This window comes from Streptomyces sp. ME19-01-6 (genome assembly GCF_033793745.1).
Taxonomy (GTDB): Bacteria; Actinomycetota; Actinomycetes; order Streptomycetales; family Streptomycetaceae; genus Streptomyces.
Map to the genome: position 1 here is coordinate 27,326 of NZ_JARAXF010000022.1, position 23,561 is coordinate 50,886.

At 72.2% G+C, this 23,561-nt stretch carries 20 protein-coding genes and 1 tRNA gene; 15 read left to right on the forward strand and 6 right to left on the reverse strand.

Going from position 1 to position 23,561, the window contains the following annotated elements; all coding sequences use genetic code 11:
• Positions 1-17: 17 nt before the first annotated feature.
• Together PV419_RS36055 and PV419_RS36060 are read right to left on the reverse strand one after the other, a co-directional pair.
• Positions 18-491: a PPOX class F420-dependent oxidoreductase gene (locus PV419_RS36055; protein WP_319696197.1), complete on the reverse strand. Its 474-nt coding sequence runs from the start codon at positions 489-491 to the stop codon at positions 18-20.
• Between the two features lie 45 nt (positions 492-536).
• Positions 537-1,433: a hypothetical protein gene (locus tag PV419_RS36060; protein ID WP_319696199.1), complete on the reverse strand. Its 897-nt coding sequence runs from the start codon at positions 1,431-1,433 to the stop codon at positions 537-539.
• A gap of 197 nt (positions 1,434-1,630) precedes the next feature.
• Between PV419_RS36060 and PV419_RS36065 the strand changes: the two genes are divergently transcribed.
• Positions 1,631-2,464: a serine protease gene (locus PV419_RS36065; protein ID WP_319696201.1), complete on the forward strand. Its 834-nt coding sequence runs from the start codon at positions 1,631-1,633 to the stop codon at positions 2,462-2,464.
• A 110-nt stretch (positions 2,465-2,574) separates the two neighbouring features.
• Positions 2,575-3,213 (forward strand): MBL fold metallo-hydrolase, encoded by a 639-nt coding sequence (locus tag PV419_RS36070; RefSeq protein WP_319696202.1) that lies wholly within the window; start codon positions 2,575-2,577, stop codon positions 3,211-3,213.
• Here PV419_RS36070 and PV419_RS36075 read toward each other — a convergent pair.
• On the reverse strand, positions 3,198-3,575 hold the full coding sequence (locus PV419_RS36075) for a VOC family protein (protein WP_319696204.1): 378 nt from the start codon (positions 3,573-3,575) through the stop codon (positions 3,198-3,200). The two genes, PV419_RS36070 and PV419_RS36075, sit on opposite strands and share 16 nt — an antisense overlap.
• A gap of 276 nt (positions 3,576-3,851) precedes the next feature.
• Here PV419_RS36075 and PV419_RS36080 point away from each other — a divergent pair, with 276 nt between their 5' ends.
• The 8 genes from PV419_RS36080 to narI all read left to right on the forward strand — a co-directional run bounded on the left by PV419_RS36080 (position 3,852) and on the right by narI (position 16,098).
• Positions 3,852-4,160, forward strand: coding sequence for a chorismate mutase (locus PV419_RS36080; protein WP_319696377.1), 309 nt, complete (start codon positions 3,852-3,854; stop codon positions 4,158-4,160).
• A 216-nt stretch (positions 4,161-4,376) separates the two neighbouring features.
• Positions 4,377-4,943, forward strand: a complete 567-nt coding sequence (locus tag PV419_RS36085; RefSeq protein WP_319696206.1) for a phosphotransferase — start codon at positions 4,377-4,379, stop codon at positions 4,941-4,943.
• Between the two features lie 123 nt (positions 4,944-5,066).
• Complete coding sequence (gene pepN, locus PV419_RS36090; protein WP_319696207.1) at positions 5,067-7,676, forward strand: aminopeptidase N; 2,610 nt, start codon at positions 5,067-5,069, stop codon at positions 7,674-7,676.
• Between the two features lie 258 nt (positions 7,677-7,934).
• On the forward strand, positions 7,935-8,987 hold the full coding sequence (locus PV419_RS36095; protein WP_319696379.1) for a tellurite resistance/C4-dicarboxylate transporter family protein: 1,053 nt from the start codon (positions 7,935-7,937) through the stop codon (positions 8,985-8,987).
• Between the two features lie 266 nt (positions 8,988-9,253).
• Positions 9,254-13,024, forward strand: a complete 3,771-nt coding sequence (locus PV419_RS36100; protein WP_415925452.1) for a nitrate reductase subunit alpha — start codon at positions 9,254-9,256, stop codon at positions 13,022-13,024.
• Between the two features lies 1 nt (position 13,025).
• Positions 13,026-14,678 carry a nitrate reductase subunit beta gene (gene narH / locus PV419_RS36105; protein ID WP_319696209.1) on the forward strand — a complete coding sequence of 551 codons (1,653 nt, stop codon included), beginning with the start codon at positions 13,026-13,028 and terminating at the stop codon, positions 14,676-14,678.
• A gap of 5 nt (positions 14,679-14,683) precedes the next feature.
• Positions 14,684-15,340 (forward strand): nitrate reductase molybdenum cofactor assembly chaperone, encoded by a 657-nt coding sequence (gene narJ / locus PV419_RS36110; protein WP_319696383.1) that lies wholly within the window; start codon positions 14,684-14,686, stop codon positions 15,338-15,340.
• Positions 15,337-16,098 (forward strand): respiratory nitrate reductase subunit gamma, encoded by a 762-nt coding sequence (narI, locus tag PV419_RS36115; protein ID WP_319696211.1) that lies wholly within the window; start codon positions 15,337-15,339, stop codon positions 16,096-16,098. The genes narJ and narI overlap by 4 nt, the downstream gene beginning before the upstream one ends.
• Here the strand turns inward: narI and PV419_RS36120 are convergent.
• Complete coding sequence (locus PV419_RS36120; RefSeq protein ID WP_319696213.1) at positions 16,040-16,591, reverse strand: MarR family winged helix-turn-helix transcriptional regulator; 552 nt, start codon at positions 16,589-16,591, stop codon at positions 16,040-16,042. The two genes, narI and PV419_RS36120, sit on opposite strands and share 59 nt — an antisense overlap.
• 230 nt (positions 16,592-16,821) lie before the next feature.
• On the opposite strand from PV419_RS36120, the gene PV419_RS36125 reads away from it, so the two are divergent.
• From PV419_RS36125 to pyk, 5 genes are all read left to right on the forward strand, one after another.
• Entirely contained in the window at positions 16,822-18,237 is a 1,416-nt protein-coding gene (locus PV419_RS36125) for a pyridoxal phosphate-dependent decarboxylase family protein (protein ID WP_319696215.1), read from the forward strand.
• Positions 18,234-19,682 carry a lysine N(6)-hydroxylase/L-ornithine N(5)-oxygenase family protein gene (locus PV419_RS36130; RefSeq protein WP_319696216.1) on the forward strand — a complete coding sequence of 483 codons (1,449 nt, stop codon included), beginning with the start codon at positions 18,234-18,236 and terminating at the stop codon, positions 19,680-19,682. Before PV419_RS36125 ends, PV419_RS36130 begins: the two co-directional genes overlap by 4 nt.
• On the forward strand, positions 19,679-20,134 hold the full coding sequence (locus PV419_RS36135; RefSeq protein WP_319696217.1) for an NUDIX hydrolase: 456 nt from the start codon (positions 19,679-19,681) through the stop codon (positions 20,132-20,134). Before PV419_RS36130 ends, PV419_RS36135 begins: the two co-directional genes overlap by 4 nt.
• A 114-nt stretch (positions 20,135-20,248) precedes the next feature.
• Positions 20,249-20,962: an SIMPL domain-containing protein gene (locus PV419_RS36140; RefSeq protein ID WP_319696218.1), complete on the forward strand. Its 714-nt coding sequence runs from the start codon at positions 20,249-20,251 to the stop codon at positions 20,960-20,962.
• Positions 20,963-21,117: 155 nt separating this feature from the next.
• Positions 21,118-22,548 (forward strand): pyruvate kinase, encoded by a 1,431-nt coding sequence (pyk, locus tag PV419_RS36145; RefSeq protein ID WP_319696220.1) that lies wholly within the window; start codon positions 21,118-21,120, stop codon positions 22,546-22,548.
• Positions 22,549-22,587: 39 nt separating this feature from the next.
• On the opposite strand, the gene PV419_RS36150 is transcribed toward pyk, so the two are convergent.
• Both PV419_RS36150 and PV419_RS36155 read right to left on the reverse strand, forming a co-directional pair.
• Positions 22,588-23,346, reverse strand: a complete 759-nt coding sequence (locus tag PV419_RS36150; protein ID WP_319696221.1) for a transcriptional regulator — start codon at positions 23,344-23,346, stop codon at positions 22,588-22,590.
• A gap of 109 nt (positions 23,347-23,455) precedes the next feature.
• Positions 23,456-23,530: transfer RNA gene (locus tag PV419_RS36155), tRNA-Leu, on the reverse strand.
• Between the last annotated feature and the right edge of the window lie 31 nt (positions 23,531-23,561).

Genomic DNA, 23,561 nt, shown 5'->3' on the forward strand with positions numbered 1-23,561 from the left:
CGCCCGGGTCGGCATCCCTACCCTTCGTCCTCGGCCAGGCGGGCGGGGAAGCCGCCGGTGGCGATCGGGCCCCAGCGCTCGGGCGTGATCCGGATCAGCGACTTGCCCTGCTTGACCATGGCGGCCCGGTACTCGTCCCAGTCCGGGTGCTCGCCCGCGATGTTGCGGTAGTACTCGACCAGCGGCTCCACGGACTCGGGGGTGTCGATCACCTCGGCGGTGCCGTCGATCTGCACCCACGGCCCGTTCCACTCGTCGGAGAGCACGAGGACGCTGACGGCCGGGTCGCGCCGCGCGTTGCGGACCTTGGCGCGCTCGGGGTAGGTCGACACGACGACGCGCCCCGCGTCGTCGACGCCGCACGTCAGCGGCGAGGCCTGGGGCGAGCCGTCGGCGCGGCGGGTCAACAGGATGGCGCGGTGGCGCGGCCTGACGAACTCCAGCAGTTCGTCGCGGCCCACCCGGGTGTTGGTGGCGATGGAGGGGCTCATGCGGCCGAGCCTACGACGTCGGACGCGCGGCGCGGCATGGACGGTTCAGGTGTCGCACTCCAGCACCGTGCGGCACAGCCCGCAGCGGGCCCGCATCCTGCCGCTCACCGGGACCCGGATGCGCTGCCGGCAGGTCGGGCAGGGGAAGGAGACGCGCAGCGGGGAGCCGCTTTCGAAGGCGTAACCGGCCGGGCCGGCCGGCGGCGGCGCCTCGGGATCGACCTGCGCGAACCGGCGGTCCCGCGCATACCGGCGGCGGCCCGCCCAGCCGCACGCGGCCAGCGGCGGCTGCTGCTCGTCGCGCCGCGCCACGTCCAGGCCCTTGGCGTACGCCTCGTACGCCTGCGGGCTGGTGAACCAGATGGCGGGGTCCTCGCCGAACGCCAGCGCCCGCTTGGCCAGGACGTACCCGAACTCCTCCGGGGTCAGATAGCCGAGCTTCTGGCTGGAGACGGAGTCCTGGCGGTACGCGTCGAGCAGCAGCCAGCCCGCGCCGAGGTAGGCGGCGGTGGTGTCGGTGAGGATCTCGTTGGCGCGGGTGCCGGGGAACGCCAGGTCGAGCCGGTGCAGATACACATGGGTGACCTCGTGGGCGAGGGCCGCGCCGATGTCCCGGCGGTGGGTCTTGAAGCGGGAGTTGAGCTCGATGAAGTACTCCGGTCCCGCGGCCAGCTCGATGTTCCCCGCGTGCCGCATCTCGCGGAAGCTCACGATCATGCGCGCGTCGGGGAGGCGCAGCTGCCGCACCATGACCCGGGCGACGCGCTGGACGCCGAGGTAGAGGTCGTCCTGGTCGCAGAAGGCCACATCGCCCGGGGCCACGCTGAGCTCGTAGGTCCGCACCCCTTCGTACGACAGGCGCTTGTAGAGCGCGGTGAGCGCCGCCCGGACGGTGTCCAGGTGCGGGAAGCCGTGCTCGATGTCGCTGCCAGGTGCCGCCACGCCGTCACCCCGTACCCGTTGTCCGCCGTGTCCCCTGTCTCCACCTTACGGGCGCCGGACCCGGCCATGGCGCAGGCCGATCCGGTCGGTGTGGCTGGAAACCGACCCTTGTCACGCCGATCGGCTCATCCAGATAATCGCAACGCTGCTTGGCATGAGCCTGGCAAGCAGCCCAACCCCCCACGAAAGGAACTCCGTTGCGGAATCTCCGGAAGCCCGTCAAGAGATCGGCCGCCGTCGGAGCTGTCGCTCTCGCCGCGTTCAGTCTGATGCCCGGCACCTCCCTGGCCCAAGCCAAGAGCGCCGAGCCCCGCCCCTCCGTGGCCCAGGCCAAGAGCGCCGAACCCCGCCCCTCCGTCGTCGGCGGCACCCGGGCCGCCCAGGGCGAATTCCCCTTCATGGTGCGGCTGTCCATGGGTTGTGGCGGCGCCCTCTACACCCAGGACATCGTGCTCACCGCCGCCCACTGCGTCTCCGGCAGCGGCGCCAACACCTCCATCACCGCCACCGCCGGCGTGGTGGACCTCCAGAGCTCCAGCGCCGTCAAGGTCAAGTCCACCCGGGTCCTGCAGGCCCCGGGCTACAACGGCACCGGCAAGGACTGGGCCCTGATCAAGCTCGCCAAGCCCATCAACCAGCCCACCCTGAAGATCGCCGAGACCACCGCCTACAACAAGGGCGACTTCACCGTCGCGGGCTGGGGCGCCGCCGTCGAGGGCGGCGGCCAGCAGCGCTACCTGCTCAAGGCCACCGTGCCGTTCGTCGACGACACCACCTGCAAGAGGGCGTACAGCGACCTCGTCGCCGGCGAGGAGATCTGCGCCGGCCTCATGGACACCGGCGGCATCGACACCTGCCAGGGCGACTCCGGCGGCCCGATGTTCCGCAAGGACGACTCCGGCGCGTGGATCCAGGTCGGCATCGTCAGCTGGGGCGACGGCTGCGCCCGCCCCGGCAAGCCCGGTGTCTACACCGAGGTGAGCACCTTCGCCAAGGACATCAAGGCGGGCGCCACCCAGCTCGGCGGCTGACCCACCGCACCGGGGCCGGCTCCCCGCCGGCCCCCGCGTTCGCCCCTGGCGTGTCCGCCAGGGGCACAAACGCCCCGGCACGCCGTGCCCCGCTCCCTACCGTCTGCGGCATGGAGATCACAGACATCACCCCGGACATCCGGATGCTGCGCTTCCCGGTCGGACAGGCCTACGCCGTACGGCTCCCCGACGGCTACGCGCTCGTCGACTGCGGCTGGGCGGGCCACGAGCGCCGGATCCTCGACGCACTGCGCGGACTCGGCGAGCTGCGCGAGATCCTGATCACCCACGGCCACGCCGACCACTACGGTGCGGCCGCCGGCCTGGCCGAGGCCCGCTGGGAGGTGCCCCCGCCAGGGCGCCTCAGCCCCTGCCGACGGTCGACCGTGCTCGGCCCTTCGCGCGGCGGAGCCGCATATCGATCGCAGCCTCAGGGCCACCGCGCGCTCTCCCTTTCACGGCGCACATCAGCGCCTCCGGCGCGGGCGGCCGCGCCCCTTCGGCTCACTCGCCAGGGGCGTACTCGCCGACTGGGAGAGGCCCCTCTTCGAGGCCCACCCCCCCAGGTCCCGCCGGCCCGCCCGGTCCCGGTCGAGGGGCCAGGAGGGCGGATCGTGCAGGTGCCCGGCCATACGGCGGGCAGCGTCGCCCTGCATCTGCCGTCCTCCCGCGTCCTGTTCACGGGCGACCCGCTCCTCTCCGGCGCGGGAGCGGCGCTGCGCGCGGCCGCGGCTCAGCCCTGTCCGTAACAGAGACAGAAAGGATGCCCCGCGGGGTCGCTGAAGACCCGGAACCCCGACCGCTCGCCGCCGCTGTCGTGCAGGAACGTCGCGCCCAGAGCGATCACCTCCCGCTGCGCGCGCTCCACGTCCTCGATCGTGTCCACGTCGAAGTCCAGATGGAACTGTTGCGGATGGTCCGGGTCCGGCCAGCGCGGCGGCTTGTGGTCGGGGGCCGCCTGGAAGGCGAACCGCCGGCCCTCCGCAGAGGTGAGCCACACCCACTCCGGATCGCCCGCGTCCACCCGCCAGCCCAGGATCTCGGCGTAGAAACCGGCCAGCGCGACGGGGTCGGGGCAGTCGATGACGGTGCACTGGAGCTTCGCAATCATGCCCCCGACGATAGGCCGGGGCGCACCCAGAAAAACCGAGCACAGAGGGAACCCTCGAATCCATAAGCCACTCCTTCACGGTGGAGGCGCTCGACCGGGGAGAGCACTCCAAGGGGAACGACCGCCTTCGGCCCCTCACCAACCCCCCACAGGGGCCGAGGGCGGTCTCCGTGACCGAGCCCCGGCCCACCCACTGGTCACCGGAGCCCGCCGGGCCGCATAGGGTCACTGGTCATGACGCACACCGAGACCGAGGGGACCGACGGGACCGCCACCATGAGCACCAACGACGAGATCGACGAGTCAGTCCGCGCCGAGCTGATCCGGCTGCGCGACTCCATCGACAACATCGACGCGGCCGTGGTCCACATGCTGGCCGAGCGCTTCAAGTGCACCCAGCAGGTCGGCTACCTCAAGGCCGCCCACAAGCTCCCCCCGGCCGACCCGGCCCGGGAGGCCCGCCAGATCAAGCGGCTCCGTGACCTCGCGGAGAGCGCCAAGCTCGACCCGGCCTTCGCGGAGAAGCTCCTCAACTTCATCATCGCGGAGGTCATCCGCCACCACGAGACGATCGCGCGCTCCTGAGCCGTGGGTGCCTGAACGAGAGGGCCTGAAGCAACGACCGCCGACGAGGAGCCGCTGCCCGGCGGGTTCGTCACCGAGGTCGTCCGGGTCGGGAACACGGTCCGGCGCCGCCCGGCCGAGCGGGCCGGCTGCGTACGCGCCCTCCTCACCCATTTCGCCCGGCGCGGCCGGCCCGGCGCGCCCCGCCACCTCGGCACCGACGAACACGGCCGCGAGGTGCTCTCGTATCTCGACGGTCATGTGGCGTGGGAGCCGGTCCAGCCGGCGTCCATCGGCGACGACGACAGCCTGGCCGCGATGGCACGCCTGGTGCGCGAGTTCCACGACCTGACCGCCGGGACGCCGCTCGCCGAGGGCGCCGAGGTGGTGTGCCACAACGACCTGTCCCCGAAGAACACGGTCTACCGCGGCCCCCGCCCGGCCCCGGTCGCCTTCATCGACTGGGACACCGCCGCCCCGGGCCGGCACGTCCACGACGTGGCACACGCCTGCTGGCAGTTCTGCGGCACCGGCCCCGACGGGCCGGGCCCGGACGAGACGGGCCGCCGCATGGCCGTGGTCCGCGACGCGTACGGGCTCGCCGCCCCCGACCGGGCCCGGCTCGTCGAGACGGTCCTGTGGTGGCAGGACCGCTGCCGGCGCGGCATCGAGGCACAGGCGGCGGCCGGCGACCCGGCCGTGGCGCGGCTGCGCGACCTCGGCGCGTCCGCGACCGTACGCGCCGCCCACGCCTGGACCACGGCCCACCGCCCCGCGCTGGAGCGACGCCTGGCCGCGCCCTGACGCCCCCGGTGGGCCCAGCCGCAGCCCCGGCGCACGACCCCCAAACCCGCACAAAGTCCCTCCGCTCCGGGGAACCTCCTCCCGTGCGTGTGACGCCCAGAGGCAGTAGGGCAGCATGTCTCCATGTCCGTACTGACGCGCGACGAAGCGCAGACCCGAGCTCGCCTCATCGAGGTCCACCGCTACACCCTCGACCTCGACCTGACCCGTGGCGACGAGATCTTCGGCTCCACCACCACCATCCGCTTCAGCGCGCGCCAATCGGACGTGGACACCTTCGCCGAACTCAGCCCGGCCGCCCTGCACCGCGTCGTGCTCGACGGCCAGGAGCTCCCCCTCGACGACGCCGACGACGTGATCGCCGACGGGCGGCTGCCGCTCACCGGACTCGCCGAGGGCGAGCACGAGCTGCGCGTCGAGACGGACATGAGCTACTCCCGCACCGGCGAGGGCATGCACCGCTTCACCGACCCCGCCGACGGTGAGACGTACCTCTACACCATGTGCTGTATGTCCGACGCGGGCGGCGTCTTCGTGGGCTTCGACCAGCCCGACCTCAAGGCCGTCTTCGAGGTGCACGTCACCGCCCCGCCCGAGTGGACCGTCCTCGGGAACGGCATCGCCACCCGCGTCGGTGAGCCGCACGAGGGCCGCTGGCGGCTCGCGCCGACCCCGCCCATCAGCACCTACCTGGTGGCGCTGGCCGCCGGTCCGTACCACTCGGTGCGCACCGAGCACGCCGGGCTGCCGTTCGGCCTGCATGTGCGCCGCTCCCTCGCGCAGTATCTCGACGCCGACGCCGACGAGCTCTTCGACATCACCCGCCGCTGCTTCGACCGCTACCACGAGATCTTCGACGAGCCGTACCCCTTCGACTCCTACGACCAGGCGTTCGTCCCGGAGTTCAACTCCGGCGCCATGGAGAACCCCGGCCTCGTAACCTTCCGCGACGAATTCGTCTACCGCTCCGCCGTCACCGACGCCGAACGGCAGACCCGCGCCATGGTCATCGCCCACGAGATGGCCCATATGTGGTTCGGCGACCTGGTCACCATGGAGTGGTGGGACGACATCTGGCTCAACGAGTCCTTCGCCGAGTACATGGGCTACCAGACGCTCACCGAGACCACCCGCTACACCGACACCTGGGCCGACTTCGGCGTCCGCCGCAAGAACTGGGGCTACGACGCCGACCAGCGCCCCTCCACCCACCCCGTGGCCCCCGAGCCCGAGCAGGTCCCCGACACCGCCGCCGCCCGCCTCAACTTCGACGGCATTTCCTACGCCAAGGGTGCCTCCGCGCTGCGCCAGCTCGTCGCCTGGCTCGGCGAGAAGAACTTCCTCGACGGCATCAACACCCACTTCGCCCGGCACCGCTTCGCCAACGCCACCCTCGCCGACTTCATCGACTCCCTCGCCGAGGCCTCCGGCCGGGATGTGCACGCCTGGGCCGACCGATGGCTGCGCACCACCGGCGTGGACACCCTCACGCCCGTGGTCACCGCGAGCGGCGGCCAGTGGACCGCGGAGATCCACTACAAGGGAAGCCACGCCGGGAGCGACGGCGGCAGCGGCACCAGCCGCCCGCACCGCGTCGCCATCGGCCTGTACGACCACGAGCCCGCCGCCCCGCACAAGCTGGTGCTGCGCGACCGGGTCGAGGCCGAGCTGACCGACGGCGGCTCCCCGCTGACCCTCCCGTTCACCGGACCCCGCCCCGACCTGCTGCTCCTCAACGACAGCGACCTCACCTACGCCAAGATCCGCCTCGACCCCGGATCCTGGAAGACCGCCCTGCGCTCCCTGTCCGGCCTCCCCGACGCCCTCAGCCGCGCCGTCGTATGGAACGCCGCGCGCGACATGGTGCGCGACGGCGAACTGGCGCCCGGCGCCTACCTCGACGCCGCCCGCGCCCACCTCCCGCACGAGACCGACATAGCCGTCGTCCAGGGCGTCCTCGCCTTCGCCCGCACCCAGATCGCCGACCGCTACCTGCCCGCCCACCGGCGTGCCGCCGCCCTCGCCACCATCACCGCCACCTGCCGCGACCTGCTGCGCCGCACCGAGGACGGCTCGGGACCCGGGCTGCGGCTCGCCGCCGTGCGCACCTTCGTCGACAGCGCCACCTCGGCCGCCGAGCTGAGCGACTGGCTCGACGGCGACACCGTCCCCGGCGGCCCGGCCCTCGACCCCGAGCTGCGCTGGCAGATCCTCCGGCGCCTCGCCGTCCTGGGCGCCGTCACCCCCGGCGACATCGACGCCGAACTCGCCCGGGACTCCAGCGCCACCGGCCAGGAGGGCGCCGCCCGCTGCCGCGCCGCGCTCCCCGAGCCCAGCTCCAAGCGCGCCGCCTGGGCCGCGCTCTTCGACGCCGACGGCGGCCCCGAGCTGTCCAACTACCTCGTCACCGCCACGGCCCTGGGCTTCTGGCAGCCCGAGCAGCACACCCTCCTCAACGAGTACGTCCCCGCGTACTTCCCGGCCGCCGTCGCCCTGGCCGCCCGCCGCGGCCCCGCCATCGCCGACGCCGTCGCCCGCTGGTGCTTCCCGACAACGGTGGACGAGACGACCCTGCGGCTGGGGGAGGAGTGCCTGAGCGCCGACGACGGGTCCGTGTCCCCGGCGCTGCGCCGCCGCTTCGCCGACCAGATCGACGACCTGCGCCGGGCGCTGCACGTCCAGCAGGTCCAGGAGGCCCAGGAGGCGGTGGCCGCCGCGGGGGGCGAGGTGTAGAAGATCGGGTCACGCCCCCTTCCGAGGGGGCGTTCACCTGTTCGCGGCCCCGTTCGCGACAGCCGTTCGGGCCGCCCGGTGTGCCCGGGGCGGCCCGGCGGCCCGCCGGGTATCGCGTAGCTCTGCATAGCGCCAAGCAATCACCAAGACGCCATGGCCAGATCATGGGATGTCTTTGGCCGAACACACCCTCGCCGACGGTCTGCCCGGCCGAGCCCCGGCGTCGGCGGGCCGGGCCGGTGGCAGCCTCCTGGCGTGATGTGGATGAAATGTGTGCGGATGGACCGGGAGCTGCCGCCGGGCGGCTTCGCACCGGTGATGGCGACCGGGATCGTCTCGCAGGGGGTCGGCGCGGCGGGTGCGCGTTGGATGTCGGACGGGCTGCTGGCGGTGGCCCTGGCGCTGTACGGACTGCTGCTGGCGGCCTGGGCGCGGCGCGTGACCAGGCACCGGCACGAGGTGGCGGCGCAGCTGAGAGACCCGGCGAAGGTGTTCGGCTTCTTCACCTTCGTCGCGGGCTCCGATGTGCTCGCCACCCGGCTGGCGGCCGGTCCGTGGCGGCCGGTGGCGGCGATTCTGCTGGCCGTGGCCCTGCCCGTATGGCCGGCGCTGATGTGGTGTGCGGCGCGGGTGGTGCGGGGACTCGGGCCCGGGGGTGTGCTGCGGCACGTCGACGGCAGCTGGTTTCTGTGTGTGGTGGGCCTGCAGTCCCTGGTGCTGGCGGGCGCCGCGCTGGAACCGCACCGGGCCCTGGCGGCGAAGGCGGCCGGATGGGCCCTCGGAGTGGCGCTGTACGCCGTGGTGGCCGTGGCGGTGGCGGGCCGGCTGGTGCGCCTCGGCGTACGGCCGCGGGAGCTGTCACCGCCGTACTGGGTCACCATGGGCGCCTGCGCGATCAGCCTGCTGGCCGGTGCCCGGCTCGTCCCGCAGGGGCTCGACGACTCGCCCCACGGGGGCGTTGTCGCGAAGTTTCTCCTGGTCATGTGGGGCTGGGCCACTTTTCTGCTGCCGGTGCTGCTGGCCGCCGGGGTCTGGCGGCACGGGGTGCGCCGGGTGCCGGCGGCCTATGAGCCGACGTGGTGGACGATCGTCTTCCCGTTGGGCATGTACGCCGTGTCCACGGCCGCTCTGGGCGGCGTCGAGGGGCCGCGCCGCCTGGTGGCCGTGGGGCATGCGATGGCCTGGGCTGCCTCCGGGGCATGGGCGTTGGTCGCGCTCGGCGCGGTGTGCGGTCGAGGAATCGGCCAGAAGAACCAGAAAAAGAGGTCAAGAGACGGCAAGGTCCGCCGTCCGGCGCCGCGCGGGCGGTGAGGAGGGCCGCGCCGGACCGATCAGCCAGGCAGGTTTGATGCCTCGTCAACTCCCGTTAACTTTTGCCCAAGGGGCAAGTCATACGCCTGAGGCAAGCATTGCAAAGTGCAAGAAAAAACAGTTTCAGGTGATGCTAAATGGCCGAATGCGGTCAGACGGTGTGGCTGAGACGCGAGCGATGCTGTGGCGCGAACCCAAGGAGGTCACGTCCGCTGCCGGGGGAAGCGGCACGGGGCCCGCCCCCCTTCCAGAGGAGTTGTTGGTCCGTGGCGCGTCGCACAACACGATCGGAGGCCGAGGCAGCCGCGTCAGCGGTGACCGAGCGCCTCCTGCGGGCCGGGGCGTCCCTGAGGCGCACCCCGACCACCCGGGACCTGCGGGCCGTGTACCGGACCGACCAGGCCGTGGAGGACTCCCCCTACCGGGAGCGCTGGGCACACGACAAGGTGGTGCGCTCCACACACGGCGTGAACTGCACCGGCTCCTGCTCCTGGAAGGTGTACGTCAAGGACGGGCTGATCACCTGGGAGACGCAGCAGACCGACTACCCCTCGGTGGGCCCCGACCGGCCGGAGTACGAGCCCCGGGGCTGCCCGCGCGGCGCCTCCTTCTCCTGGTACACCTACTCGCCCACCCGGGTGCGCTACCCGCACGCCCGCGGCGTCCTGGTCGAGCTCTACCGGGAGGCCAAGGCGCGGCTGGGGGACCCGGTGGCCGCCTGGGCGGAGATCACCGGCGACCCCGACAAGCGCCACCGCTACCAGTCGGCCCGCGGCAAGGGCGGGCTGGTCCGCATCGGCTGGGACGAGGCGCTGGAGATCGCGGCGGCCGCCCATGTGCACACCCTGAAGGCCTACGGCCCGGACCGGATCGCCGGCTTCTCCCCCATCCCCGCCATGTCCATGGCCTCGCACGCCGTCGGCGCCCGCTTCATGTCGCTGATCGGCGCGCCGATGATCTCCTTCTACGACTGGTACGCCGATCTGCCCATCGCCTCCCCCCAGGTGTTCGGCGACCAGACCGACGTCCCCGAGTCGGGCGACTGGTGGGACGCCGCCTATCTGATGCTGTGGGGATCGAACGTCCCGGTCACCCGGACCCCCGACGCCCACTGGATGGCCGAGGCCCGCTACCGGGGGCAGAAGGTGGTGGTGGTCTCGCCGGACTACGCGGACGCCACCAAGTTCGCCGACGAGTGGCTGCACCCCCACCCCGGCACCGACGGCGCGGTCGCCATGGCGATGGGACACGTCATCCTCAAGGAGTTCTTCGCCGAGCGCGAGGTCCCCTACTTCACCGACTACATCAGGCGCTTCACCGACCTGCCCTTCCTGGTGGAGCTCGTGGAACGGCCGGGGCGGGAGCCGTCCGGGGACCGCGTGCCCGGCAAGTTCCTCACCGCCGCCGACCTGGAGGCGACCGATCCGGGCCTGGCCGCCCACGCCGACGAGGCGGCCCGGCGCTGGATGCCGGTGCTCTACGACACGGAGAGCGACCGCCCGGTCGTCCCGGGCGGCACCCTGGGCGACCGGTGGAGCAAGAGCGGCGAGGGCCGCTGGAACCTGGACCTGGCCGGCATCACCCCCCGGCTGACCCTCCATGAGGCCACCGGCGCCGAGACCGCCCTGGTCGAACTGCCCCGCTTCGATACGCCCGGCGCCACCGTCCGGCGCGCCGTCCCCGTGCGGCGGCTCGGCGGACGGCTGGTCACCACGGTCTTCGACCTGCTCATGGCCCAGTACGCGGTGGGCCGCCCCGGCCTCGCCGGCGGGTGGCCGACCGGCTACGACGACGCCTCGGTGCCCGGCACCCCCGCCTGGCAGGAGGCCATCACCTCGGTGCCGGCCGCCGCCGTGATCCGCGCGGCACGCGAGTTCGCGGGCACCGCCGAGAAGAGCAACGGGCGCTGCATGATCGTGATGGGGGCGGGCACCAACCACTGGTTCCACTCCGACACCATCTACCGCTCCTTCCTCACCCTGCTGCTCCTCACCGGCTGCCAGGGCGTCAACGGCGGAGGCTGGGCGCACTACGTGGGCCAGGAGAAGGTGCGGCCCTTCACCGGCTGGCAGCAACTGGCCACCGCCGCCGACTGGGTACGGCCCTCCCGGCAGATGGCCGGCACCCCGTACTGGTATCTGCACACCGACCAGTGGCGCTACGAGCGGTACGGCGCCGACGCGCTGGCGTCCCCCACCGGCCGCGGCCTGTTCGCCGGCCGGCACACCGCGGACCTGGTCGCCCAGTCCATGCGGCTCGGCTGGATGCCCTCGTACCCCACCTTCTCCGCCAACCCGCTCGACCTGGGCCGCCGGGCGAAGGAGAGCGGGCAGCCGGCGGGGGAGTGGGTCGCCGGACAACTGGCCACCGGCGGACTGGACTTCGCCTGCGAGGACCCGGACGCGCCGGAGAACTGGCCGCGCGTGCTGACCGTCTGGCGGGCCAACCTCATCGGCTCCTCGGCCAAGGGGAACGAGTACTTCCTGCGCCATCTGCTCGGCGCCCGCGACAACGCCACCGCCGAACAGGCCCCGCCCGGCAACCGCCCGGCGGAGGTGACCTGGCGCGATACGGCGCCGCGCGGAAAGCTCGACCTGCTGATGGCGCTGGACTTCCGGATGACCTCCACCACGCTCTTCGCCGACCTCGTCCTGCCCGCCGCCACCTGGTACGAGAAGCACGACCTGTCCAGCACCGACATGCACCCCTACGTCCACGCCTTCACCCCGGCGATCATCCCGCCCTGGCAGGCCCGCACCGACTTCGAGATCTTCCACGGCCTCGCCCGCAAACTGAGCGAACTCGCCGCCGGCCGACTGGAGGTCGCCCACGACCTGGTGGCCAGTGCCCTGATGCACGACACCCCCGGCGAAACCGCCCAGCCCGGCGGCACCGTACCGGACTGGCGCGAGCCGACGACCGGCTCCGTGACGGGCGCCGTGCCCGGCGTGAACCTGCCGGACTTCGCCCTCGTCGAGCGCGACTACACCGCCGTCGCCGACCGGCTCGCCGCCTTCGGCCCCCTCGCCGAACGGCAGGGGCTGCGGGTCAAGGGCATCAGCGTCGACCCCACGCCGGAGGCCGCCTGGCTGGCGGACCGCTGCGGCACCGCCGCGCGGGGCGCCGCGAAGGGGCGGCCGCTGCTGGACACCGACACCAAGATGTGCGAGGCGATCCTCGCCCTCTCCGGCACCACCAACGGTCGCGTCGCCGCCGAAGGGTTCAGGCGGCTCGCAGACCGCTGCGGCCCGGGCTCGGGCCTCACCGAGCTGGGCGCCTCGGTGGCCGAGCGCCGCGTGGTGTTCTCCGACACCCAGACCCGCCCGGTGCAGGTCGGCGCCAGCTTCGAATGGTCCGGCAAGGAGGCCCCCGACCGCCGCTACGCGCCGTTCACCATCAACACCGAACACCGCAAGCCCTGGCACACCCTCACCGGCCGCCAGCACTTCTACCTGGACCACGACTGGATGGCCGAACTCGGCGAGCAACTGCCCGTCTACCGGCCCCCGCTGGACATGGCCGCCCTCGGCGAGGCCCCGCCGCCCGGCACCGGCGGCACCGGCACCGGCCACACCGGCCGCTCGGTCACCGTCCGCTATGTCACCCCGCACTCCAAGTGGTCCATCCACTCCGAGTACCAGGAAAACCTGATCATGCAGACCCTGGCCCGCGGTGGCCCCGTCATCTGGCTCAGCGTGCCCGACGCCCAGGCCATCGACGTGGCCGACAACGACTGGATCGAGGCGGTCAACGCCAACGGCGTCGTCGTCGCCCGGGCCGTGGTCTCCCACCGCATGCCCGAAGGCACCGTGTTCATGTACCACGTGCAGGAACGCATGGTGAACGTGCCCAAGTCCGAGGCCACCGGCGGCCGCGGCGGCGCCCACAACGCCCTCACCAAGCTGCTCATCAAGCCCACCCACCTCATCGGCGGCTACGCCCAGCTCTCCTTCGCCCCCAACTACTACGGACCGACCGGCAACCAGCGCGACGCGATCACCGTCATCCGGCGCCGGTCCCAGAACGTGGAGTACTGACATGCCCCGCCGCCAGCCGCCCCGGCCCAGGGTGATGGCCCAGGTCGCCATGGTCATGAACCTCGACAAGTGCATCGGCTGCCACACCTGCTCGGTCACCTGCAAACAGACCTGGACCAACCGGTCCGGCACCGAGTACGTCTGGTTCAACAATGTCGAGACCCGCCCCGGCCAGGGCTATCCCCGCGGCCACGAGGACCAGGACAAGTGGAAGGGCGGCTGGCAGCTGAAGGGCGGCCGGCTCGTGCCGCGCACCGGCGGCCGCGCCCGCCGCCTGGCCCGCCTGTTCGCCAACCCCGAACTCCCCTCCCTCGACGACTACTACCAGCCCTGGACCTACGACTACGACAACCTCACCACCGCCCCCCTCGGCGAGGACCTGCCCACCGCCCCGCCCCGCTCCCTCATCGACGGCCGGCCCACGGCCGTCACCTGGGGCCCCAACTGGGACGACGACCTCGGCGGCGGCCCCGAGCACCTCGCCGGCGACCCCGTCCTCGCCAAGATGACCGAGAAGGTCCGCCTGGAGTACGAGCAGGCGTTCATGTTCTACCTGCCGCGCATCTGCGAACACTGCCTCAACCCCTCCTGCGTCGCCGTCTGCCCCTCCGGAGCCATGTACAAGCGGATCGAGGACGGCATCGTCCTCGTCGACCAGGACCGCTGCCGCGGCTGGCGGATGTGCGTCAGCGGCTGCCCGTACAAGAAGGTCTACTTCAACCACCGCAGCGGCAAGGCCGAGAAGTGCACCTTCTGCTACCCGCGGATCGAGGCCGGAGAGCCCACCGTGTGCTCCGAGACCTGCGTGGGCCGGCTGCGCTACCTCGGCGTACTGCTCTACGACCCGGACAAGGTCGGCGAGGCCGCCGCCGTCCCCGACGAGAAGGACCTGTACGAGGCGCAGCTCGGCTGCTTCCTCGACCCCGAGGACCCGGCCGTGGCCCGCGCCGCCGAGGAGTCCGGCATCCCGCACGACTGGATCGAGGCCGCCCGCCGCTCCCCGGTCCACGCGCTGATCACCCAGTACAAGGTGGCACTGCCGCTGCACCCCGAATACCGCACCATGCCCATGGTCTGGTACATCCCCCCGCTCTCCCCGGTCGTGGACGCGCTCACCGCCACCGGCCACGACGGCGAGGAACCGGCCAACCTCTTCGGCGCCATCGACACCCTGCGGATCCCCGTCTCCTACCTCGCCGAACTCTTCACCGCGGGCGACCCGGAACCGGTCGAGGCGGCCCTGTGCCGGCTCGCCGCCATGCGCAGCCATATGCGGCGGATCAACCTCGGCGAGGAACGGGACCCCGCGATCGCCCGCGCGGTCGGCATGGACCAGGATGCCATCGAGGCCATGTACCGGCTGCTGGCCCTGGCCAAGTACGAGGAGCGGTACGTCATCCCCACCGGCTACGCCGCCGGCTCGGGCGGCGACGGCCCCACCGACACCTGCAGCCTCGACGGCGACGGGCTGCCCGGCATGATGCCGGACGGCTTCCCCGGCGCCGACGACTTCCACGCCCCACCGGTGCCCGCACCCGCCGGAGCCGGAGCCGGTGCAGGAACGGGGCTCGCCGGCCGGCTCAACCTGCTCAACTGGAACGGTCGCGGACGCCCCAGCGGACTGTTCCCGCACCGTGGCGAGGAGCAGCGGTGAGCTCAATGAACCCGCTGAGCCCGGCGAACCCGGCGGCCCCCGTCGTACACCAGGCCGCCGCCCTCCTCCTCGGCTACCCCAACCGGCACTGGCCCGCACGCCTGACCCTGGTACGGGACGCCCTCGGCGAGGTGACCGGCCCCGGCACGGCACCGCTGCTGCGGTTCTGCGCCGCCGTACGGGACATCCCCGTGCTCGACCTGGCCGCCCGCTACGTCGTCACCTTCGACCGCAGCCGACGGCGCACCCTGCACCTCACCTACTACACCGACGGCGACACCCGGCGCCGGGGCGGCTCGCTCGCCGACTGGAAGGCCCGCTACCGCGCCCATGGCTGGGAGCCCCCCGAGGACGAACTGCCCGACCATCTGCCCCTGGCCCTGGAGTTCGCCGCCCGCTGCCCCGCGCCGGGGGCGCGGCTGCTGCGGGACCACCGTCCCGCGATCGAGCTGCTGAGGATGGCCCTGGCCGACCACGACAGCCCCTACGCCGACGTCCTGCGCGCCGTCTGCGACACCCTGCCCGGCCCCTCGCCCGCCGACCGCGCCACGGCCCTGGCGCTCGCCCGCAGCGGCCCGCCCGCCGAGGCGGTCGGCCTGGCCCCCTTCTCCGCCGCCGCCCCCGAGCGCGCCGGCCACCTTCCGGGAGGAACCGGCCGATGAAGCACCTGAACATCGCCCTGTGGGGCGTACTGCCCTACCTCGTGCTCGTCCTCTTCGCCGCCGGCGCCGCCTGGCGCTACCACTACGACCGCTTCGGCTTCACCACCCGCTCCAGCCAACTGCACGAACACCGCCTGCTGAGCATCGGCGGGCCGCTCTTCCACTTCGGGCTGCTGTTCGTGGCCGCGGGCCACGTCGTCGGCCTCGTCGTCCCCGAATCGCTGACCGAGCGGCTGCGCGTCAGCGAAGGGTTCTACCACGCCAACGCGCTGCTGGTGGGCGGCACCGCGGGCCTGGCCACCGCCGCCGGCCTGGGGCTACTGCTCTACCGGCGGCTGCGGGTGCCGGCCGTACGGGCGGCGACCAGCCGAAGCGACCGGGCCGTGTACCCGGTGCTCGCCGCCGTCCTGCTGGCCGGGCTCACCGCGACCGCCACGGGCGTGAGCAACGACGCCTACGACTACCGGCGGGGCGTCTCCGTGTGGTTCCGCAGCCTGTTCACCCTCGACCCCGACGTCCCGGCCATGACCCACGCGCCCCTCGTCTACCGGCTGCACGCCCTGCTGGGCCTGGCGCTGTTCGCGCTGTGGCCCTTCAGCCGGCTCGTGCACGCCTTCGCCGCCCCCCTCGGCTACCTGGCCAGGCCGTACGTGGTCTACCGCTCCCGCACCCCGGCCCGGCCGTACCGCCACCCGGCGCTCACCGGGCCGGACGAGGCGGACGGACCTCTCCGGAAGCGGCGGCGAGCACATCGCTGACCCGGGCGGGCCCGGCCCCGGCCGGGCCCGCCGCGCGCAGGTCCGGCTCGTCCGCGACCGCGCTCAGCGCCCGCAGGCCACGGGCCAGCCCGGCCCGCACCTCGGCGGGCAGCCGCTCCACCAGGACGGAGATCTCGCCGCGCCGGTACTCCAACACCTGCGCCACCACCTCCGCGCCCCGGTCGGACACCCGCAGCACCACCTCCCGGCGGCTGTCCGGATTGACCCGCCGGTCCACCAGGCCCAGGGACTCCAGCCGGTCCACCGTCCGCATGGCGGTGGACGGGTTGACCCCCAACCCGGACGCCAGCGCCGCCAGCTTCGTGGGGCCACAGCTGTCCAGCACCACCAGGGTGCGCAGTTGGGTCACCGTCAGTGTCTCGTCGATCGAGGCGAGCGCCCGCGCGGAGATCGCCGCCAGCAGTCGCGTCGCGGTCAGCAACGAGGCGATGAGCTCTTCGGTCAGACCGCTGTCGTCCGGCTGCCGGTCCATGGCGCCCCTGCTCCCTCGTCGTCCCAGTCCCCGGCCCGGTCCCGTCCCCGGCCCGGTCCCGTCCCCGGGCATCCTACGGAGACGTACTTCCAGACGCCCCCACTCTCCGTCCCACTCCGTGGCGTTACCACGTACGAGTGGACCTGCCGCGACCCCCGGCCGAACGGCTTGCGCCCGAAGTACTTTTAGGCCACTTCCACCCGCCCGACCCCGAGACAAGGGGCACATCCATGCCTGTGCCCGCTTCCGCGACCGCCCGCCTCCTGGCCGGTGGTATCGAAGGCCCGCGCGCGCTCCGCCCGATGCTCGACACCGTCCTCCACGCCCTCGCCACCGGCGCCGCCGACCGCGGCGGCCCCCTCCCGCCCGGCGGCCCTGGGGCCGTCGCCCGCCGCGTACGGGCCGCCGCCGAGCCCGTCCTCCCCGCCGTCGGCATCGGCGCCCACCAGGCCCTGCACACCCTCGTCCGGACCCTCGCCGCGGGCGCCGCCGACCCCGCCGAGCCACACTGCACCGCCCATCTGCACTGCCCGCCCCTCGCCGTCGCGGCCGCCGCCGACCTCGCCGCCAGCGCCCTCAACCCCTCCCTCGACTCCTGGGACCAGGCCCCCGCCGCCGGTGAACTCGAGACGCTCACCTGCCGCGCCCTGGCCCGGCTCGTCCACCCCCACCGCCCGGCCCCCGACGCCCTCGCCACCACCGGCGGCACCGAGGCCAACCAACTCGCCCTGCTGCTCGCCCGCGAGGCCGCCCGCACCGCGGGTGCCACCACCCCCCTCCAGATCGTCTGCGGCGCCAACGCCCACCACAGCGTCCACCGCGCCGCCTGGCTCCTCGGCCTCCCCGCGCCCCGCACCATCCCCACCCCCACCGGCGTCCTCGACCCGGCCCGCCTCCACGACACCCTCGTCGAACCGCCGGGCCCGACACACCCCCTGCTCGTCGTCGCCACCGCGGGCACCACCGACACCGGCGCGATCGACCCCCTGCCGCGCATCGCCGACCTCTGCGACCGCCACGCGGCCACCCTCCACATCGACGCCGCCTACGGCGGGCCGCTCCTGTTCAGCGACACCCTCCGAACCCGGCTCGACGGCCTCGACCGGGCCCGCACCGCCGCCCTCGACCTGCACAAACTCGGCTGGCAGCCCGCCGCGGCCGGCCTCCTCGCCGTCCCCGACAGCGCCACCCTCGCCCCGCTCGCCCACCGCGCCGACTACCTCAACGCCGACGACGACACCGCCGCCGGCCTCCCCGACCTCCTCGGCCGCTCCCTGCGCACCACCCGCCGCCCCGACATCCTCAAAATCGCCGTCACCCTGCGCGCCCTCGGCCGCCGCGGCCTCGGCGACCTCGTCGAACGAGCCTGCGCGGCCGCCCAGCACCTCGCCGACCTCATCGACACCCGCCCCGGCCTCGATCTCTACGCCCGCCCCACCATCAGCACCGTCCTCTTCCGGCCCGCCGGAGCCGACCCGGCCGCCGTCGCCGCCGTACGACGCCGCCTCCTGCGCGAGGGCCGGGCCGTCCTCGGCCGCGCCACCACAAGCGAAGGGCTATGGCTCAAGGCCACCGTTCTCAACCCGCACACCCAGCCCAGCGACCTGCGGGCGCTGGTCGAACTCGTGGAAGGCAGCACCCCATGAGCACCGCCCCACCCCCCACCCCCGCCGCCGGACCCGAACAGCCCCTGGACCTCGCCGGCATCGGCATCGGACCGTTCAACCTCTCCCTGGCCGCCCTCGCCCACCGCGTCCCCTGCCTGCGCACCGCCTTCTACGAACAGCGCCCCGCCTTCCAGTGGCACCCCGGCCTCCTCATCGAGGGCGCCAAGGTCCAGGTCCCGTTCCTCGCCGACCTCGTCACCCTCGCCGACCCGGCCAGCCCCTGGTCCTTCCTGAACTACCTCAAGGCCCACGAACGGCTCTTCCCCTTCTACATCGCCGAGCGCTTCCACATGGAACGCGCCGAGTACGACGCCTACTGCCGCTGGGTCAGCCGCCACCTCCCCGGCCTCCACTTCGGCCACCAGATCGACGCCGTCCGCTGGAACCACGACCACCTGCTCTTCGAAATCGACTTCACCGAACTCGACGCCACGGGCGAGGCCCGGCACATGGGCCGCAGCTACGCCCGCGCCCTGGTACTCGGCGTCGGCACCGAGCCCCACGTCCCCGCGCCCCTGTGCCCCCTCGTCGACACCCCCGGCGTGCCCGTCATCCACTCCGCCGACTACCTCGAACACCGCGAAGCGCTGCTGGCCACCGGCCATGTCACCGTCGTCGGCTCCGGCCAGTCCGGCGCCGAGGTCTTCCTGGACCTGCTCCGCAACCGGCCCCCGGGCGCCGAAGGCCTCCACTGGCTCACCCGCACCCCCGCCTTCGCCCCCATGGAGTACAGCAAGCTCGGCCTCGAACACTTCACCCCCGACTACGCCCGCTACTTCCACGCCCTGCCCGAATGCGTACGCGACCAACTGCTGCCCCGCCAATGGCAGCTCTACAAGGGCATCGCCCACGACACCATGACGGAGATCCACGACGAGCTCTACCGCCGCACCCGGCACGGCGGCTGGCCCGACACCGTGCTCACCCCCGGCGTCACCGTCCGCACCGCCGGCCGCATCGCCGCCGCCCGCCTCGAACTCCACCTCGAACACGCCCAGCAGGGCACCCGCAGCCGCCACACCACCGAAGCCGTCGTCCTCGCCACCGGCTACCGCGAACGGCGCATCGACACCCTCATCGCCGCCCTCGACCCCTACATCCGCCGGGACTCCCGCGAGCGCCCGCGCATCGACGAACACCACCGCATCGTCCTCGACCCCATCGTCAAGGGCCCCATCTACGTCCAGAACGCCCAGCGCCACGCCCACGGCGTGGGCGCCCCCGACCTCGGCCTCGCCGCCTGGCGCTCCGCCACCATCCTCAACTCGCTGACCACCGAACCCGTCTACGCCCTCCCGCCGCGCACCGCCTTCACCACCTTCGGCCTCCAGCCCGCCCACCCCGGCAGCACCGGCGGCGGACACCTCCCCGAGCAGCGCGACAGCTTTCGATCATCCGACACCCGGGCCATGCTTGGGCGATGACCAACAGACAGCTCCGAGTCGCCGCCTACGCCGTGTGCATCCAGGACGGCAGAATCCTCCTCGCCCGATGGGTCGGCCCCGACGCCAAACAGTGGACGATGCCCGGCGGCGGCATCCGGCACGGCGAAGACCCGTACGACGCCGCCATCCGCGAGGTCGAGGAGGAGACCGGCTACACCGTCGAGATAGACGACCTCCTCGGCATCGACTCCGTCCACCACCGCTACGCCCGCCGCCGCGGCCGCGACGCCGACTTCCACGGCCTCCGCGTCATCTACACCGCGCATGTCATCGGCGGGCACCTGCGCCACGAGACCAACGGCTCCACCGACCAGGCCGCCTGGGTCGAACTCGACCGCGTCGCCGAGCTGCCGCGGGTCCCGCTCGTGGACATCGCCCTGTCGCTGCACCACACCCGCCCCGCCCAGGGCCGGGCCCAGACGCCCGCCTGACGCGGCGGCCGCGACCGCCTCGCACACGATCCGCCACCAGCTCGCCGCACATCACCCCACCCGCACAGCCCCTCATCACGCACATCCCCTCACCAGCGCGCAAGGAGCCACCCCATGGACCACGCCTCCCCCGAGCCCACGACCGCCGTGCCCTACGGCACCCCCGAAACCCCGCGCGTCGCCGTCCGCGGCGAGGCCCGCCTCGAAGTCGACCCCGAGATCGCCCGCCTCGGCATCACCGTCAGCGCGCGCGGCAGCGACCGCCGCACCGCCCTCGAAGACCTCACCCGCCGCAACGCCCAGGTCCTCGACCTCGTGAAGTCCTACGGCCAGGCGGTCGAGAAACTGGAGACCGGCGCCTTCGCCATCACCCCGCAGCTCACCGCCAAGGGCCGTCACGAGCGCATACACGCCTACCACGGCCGCGTCCACCTCTCCATCACCGTCGCCGACTTCACCGCCCTGGGCGAGCTCACCACCCGTCTCGCCAACCTCGAGCTCACCCAGGTCAACGGCCCCGCATGGGCCCTGCGCCCCGACTCGCCCGCCCACGCCGAGGCGCGCCGCCAGGCCGTACGGGAAGCGGTCCAGCGCGCCCGCGAGTACGCGGGCGCGCTCGACGCCCGGCTCACCGCCCTCGTCGAGCTCGCCGACCTCGACTCGGAGGGCGCCCAGCAGCCCTACCCGGTCGCGTACGGGGCCTCGCGCAGCGCCGCCGGCTACGGCGGCGCGCCCGAGGCCGCCCCCGCCCTGGACCTCGAACCCCAGCGCCAGACCGTGTACGCCCAGGTCAACGCCCGTTTTACGATGTCGCCCCCGCGGCTCTGAGCGACCCGCGCACCGACGTGCGCGGGTCCGATAAACCGCTCATCGGAGCACACCCGCGCACGTTTCATTAGTTGTCGACGACCGGCCACCCAAAGGCCATGGGGGAGTGGCTGGTTCCCGGTTCTTTACCCGCCGGTAAGTCATAGGCTCGCCGCATGCGCCGAGCAAAAATCGTCTGTACTTTGGGACCCGCAACCGACTCGTACGAGCAGATCAAGGCGCTCGTCGAAGCCGGAATGGACGTGGCCCGCTTCAACCTCAGCCACGGCACGTACGCCGAGCACGAGGAGCGTTACCGGCGAGTCCGAAAGGCCTCGCTCGAAACCGGTCGCAGCGTCGGCATCCTCGCCGACCTTCAAGGCCCGAAGATTCGTCTCGGCCGCTTCCACGAAGGCCCCGTACTCCTTGAACGCGGCGATGAATTCACCATCACCGTCGAACCCATCGAAGGCGACCGCCTGCGCTGCGGCACCACCTACAAGGGCCTGGCCACCGACGTCAGCCGGGGCGAGCGCATCCTCGTCGACGACGGCCGGGTCACCCTTGAAGTTGTGGACGTCGAAGGCCCCCGCGTGCACACCATCGTCATCGAAGGCGGCATGGTCTCCGACCACAAGGGCCTCAACCTCCCCGGAGTCGCCGTCTCCGTCCCGGCGCTCTCCGACAAGGACATCGAAGACCTCCGCTGGGCGCTGCGCACCGGCGCCGACATCATCGCCCTGTCCTTCGTCCGCAACGCCAACGACGTCGTGGACGTCCACCGGGTCATGCGGGAGGAGGGCATCCGGCTCCCGGTCATCGCGAAGGTCGAGAAGCCGCAGGCGGTCGAGAACCTGGAAGGCATCGTCGACGCCTTCGACGGCATCATGGTCGCGCGCGGCGACCTGGGCGTCGAGATGCCGCTGGAGCAGGTGCCGATCGTCCAGAAGCGCGCGATCAAGCTCGCCAAGCGGAACGCGAAGCCGGTCATCGTCGCGACCCAGATGCTGGACTCCATGATCGACAACTCCCGCCCGACCCGCGCCGAGGCCTCCGACGTCGCCAACGCGGTCATCGACGGCACGGACGCGGTGATGCTCTCCGGAGAGACCAGCGTCGGCAAGTACCCCATCGAGACGGTCAAGACCATGGGCCGCATCGTCGCGGCGGCCGAAGAGGACATCCTCGCCAAGGGCCTCCCCCCACTCACCGAACACAACAAGCCCCGCACCCAAGGTGGCGCCGTCGCCCGCGCGGCCGCCGAGATGGGCGACTTCCTCGGCGCGAAGTTCCTGGTCGCCTTCACCCAGAGCGGCGACACCGTCCGCCGCCTCTCCCGCTACCGCTCACCCATCCCCCTCCTCGCCTTCACCCCCGAACCCGCGACCCGCTCCCAGCTGAACCTCACCTGGGGCGTGGAGACCTTCCTCGGCCCGATGGTCGACTCCACGGACGAGATGGTCGCCCAGGTCGACGAGGAGCTTCTGCGGATCGGCCGCTGCCAGAAGGGCGACCTCGTCGTCATCACCGCCGGCTCCCCGCCCGGCGTCTCCGGCTCGACAAACCTGGTGCGCGTGCACCACATCGGTGAGGACGATTTGCGGTAGGGCTCTGATGCGGGCCGGAGTGCGGGGCGCTGGGCGCGCTCAGTACTTCGGCCCGATGTGGGTGTCCATGAGGGCGACGGAGGCGCGCTTGGCGATGGAGATGTTCCAGGCATTCGACCGTTTCCACTCAACGCCCAGCCGGTCGAGAGTGTCGGTGTAGAGCTTCCGGATGTCGTCCGACTTGTTGGTGAAGAAGTACCTCGGGTACTCGTACCGCTTCCGCACTCCGCCGACGTCCTTCGCCGTCCAGTTGGTGATTCGGCAGCCGTCGGAATGCACGAGCCCTCGGACGAACTCCCACGGATTCGCCTCCACGATCTCAAGTTGCCAGGGTTCGAGAACGATCGGCCTCTCGTGCTTCTTCCCTGGCCCGTGCTGAGGGAACAGACACGGCCAGTGCTTGCTGTAGCCGGTCACCATGACGCATCCCTGTTGCTGAACGCGGCACACACTGTTGTCGGGCCGCACGGCCCGCACAGCCGTCGCACAGGCATCAATGAGGCCCGGCCAGACATCCGCGCACGCGATGCGCAGGAAGTACGCGCCTTTCTTGAGTCGGCTTATGCAGCCGTCGCCGAGGTACAGGCCGAGTAGATAGGCATAAGCGGCGGGCTTTTCCGGCAGCCGTGGCTCGGGTGCGCATCTGAGACATGTGTCGCCCCGGGAGAGAGGTTCGATCCGGATCTGCCACGCACTGATCGCGGCTCGGGATATCCCGGTCTGCTTGCTTACGGAATTGAGGCTGCGGCCTTGGCCGACGAGAGCGAGGGCTCGCTTGCGCGTTTCGAGGTCGTACACACCGTCGAGCCTGGCTAGTGCTGGGTCGCCTGTTGCCCGTTCGAAGCGATGTTCACTTCATCGAGTGAAGAGCAGCGATTCTGCTGTGACCTTGGAATCGAAGGAAAAGTGCCCCGGGTCGGACTCGAACCGACACTGTATGGGTTTTGAATCCATTGCCTGCTGCCAATTGGGCTACCGGGGCCTGCAGTTTCGAAGGTCACCAACGACCCGCT

Bases quoted from the DNA above. Each gene is read 5' to 3' on its own strand.
- PV419_RS36070 (WP_319696202.1), top strand. From the start codon at position 2,575: ATGGAGATCACAGACATCACCCCGGACATCCGGATGCTGCGCTTCCCG.
- PV419_RS36125 (WP_319696215.1), top strand. From the start codon at position 16,822: ATGCCTGTGCCCGCTTCCGCGACCGCCCGCCTCCTGGCCGGTGGTATC.
- PV419_RS36080 (WP_319696377.1), top strand. From the start codon at position 3,852: ATGAGCACCAACGACGAGATCGACGAGTCAGTCCGCGCCGAGCTGATC.
- PV419_RS36075 (WP_319696204.1), bottom strand. From the start codon at position 3,575: ATGATTGCGAAGCTCCAGTGCACCGTCATCGACTGCCCCGACCCCGTC.
- pepN (WP_319696207.1), top strand. From the start codon at position 5,067: ATGTCCGTACTGACGCGCGACGAAGCGCAGACCCGAGCTCGCCTCATC.
- PV419_RS36140 (WP_319696218.1), top strand. From the start codon at position 20,249: ATGGACCACGCCTCCCCCGAGCCCACGACCGCCGTGCCCTACGGCACC.
- PV419_RS36135 (WP_319696217.1), top strand. From the start codon at position 19,679: ATGACCAACAGACAGCTCCGAGTCGCCGCCTACGCCGTGTGCATCCAG.
- PV419_RS36055 (WP_319696197.1), bottom strand. From the start codon at position 491: ATGAGCCCCTCCATCGCCACCAACACCCGGGTGGGCCGCGACGAACTG.
- pyk (WP_319696220.1), top strand. From the start codon at position 21,118: ATGCGCCGAGCAAAAATCGTCTGTACTTTGGGACCCGCAACCGACTCG.
- PV419_RS36095 (WP_319696379.1), top strand. From the start codon at position 7,935: ATGTGGATGAAATGTGTGCGGATGGACCGGGAGCTGCCGCCGGGCGGC.
- PV419_RS36130 (WP_319696216.1), top strand. From the start codon at position 18,234: ATGAGCACCGCCCCACCCCCCACCCCCGCCGCCGGACCCGAACAGCCC.
- PV419_RS36120 (WP_319696213.1), bottom strand. From the start codon at position 16,591: ATGGACCGGCAGCCGGACGACAGCGGTCTGACCGAAGAGCTCATCGCC.
- narH (WP_319696209.1), top strand. From the start codon at position 13,026: ATGCCCCGCCGCCAGCCGCCCCGGCCCAGGGTGATGGCCCAGGTCGCC.
- narJ (WP_319696383.1), top strand. From the start codon at position 14,684: ATGAACCCGCTGAGCCCGGCGAACCCGGCGGCCCCCGTCGTACACCAG.
- narI (WP_319696211.1), top strand. From the start codon at position 15,337: ATGAAGCACCTGAACATCGCCCTGTGGGGCGTACTGCCCTACCTCGTG.